This is a genomic window from Actinoallomurus vinaceus (assembly GCF_039542055.1).
Classification (GTDB): Bacteria; Actinomycetota; Actinomycetes; order Streptosporangiales; family Streptosporangiaceae; genus Actinoallomurus; species Actinoallomurus vinaceus.
The window spans coordinates 1-533 of record NZ_BAABHK010000061.1 but is presented as its reverse complement, the minus strand read 5'-3'; the positions used below and the strand labels follow the sequence as shown (position 1 = coordinate 533).

Here is a 533-nt window from a genome sequence, read left to right as displayed (position 1 = left end):
GGCGATACTTAGACCATGGCAGCGCCAGAAGTGCTCGCGGTCCTGAACGTACGCGACCGCCGGCAGCTCGGGACGATCGAACTGACGGCCGACGGCGAGCTGCTCGCCGCTCCCCGAGGCGTTCGCGGAATGGTCGAGCAGATGTCGAAGACCCGGGGATGGAGCCCGCGGGAGGCATTCGACGGGCTCCGCGGGTGGAGCAACGGCTATCTCGAGATCATCGCGACCGTGCCCATCGCGCGAGCCTTCGACGGCGCCGACCCGGAGACCGGCGAACCGTTCTTCAACCCCGACCACCCGATCATCGAAGACGACACCGAGCGCCGGCGACTGGCCGACTACCTGAGGGCCGGCCGCCCCATCCTGACGACCACCGCCCTCGAGATCGACCGCGTCGATCGCTCCCGCGGCGAGGTGGTGCCGCAAAGCTTCCGGACCGACGGCAGCTGGACCTGGACCGACACGGTCACCTACTACCTCGAAACGCACGGGCTGGCACCCGACCCCGAACTCCACGCACACATCACCGCCGC

At 68.9% G+C, this 533-nt stretch carries 1 pseudogene; it reads left to right on the top strand.

What is annotated here, in order from left to right:
- Window positions 1-15: 15 nt before the first annotated feature.
- Window positions 16-533 (top strand): annotated as a pseudogene (locus tag ABEA24_RS53355) (hypothetical protein); the annotation flags it as partial.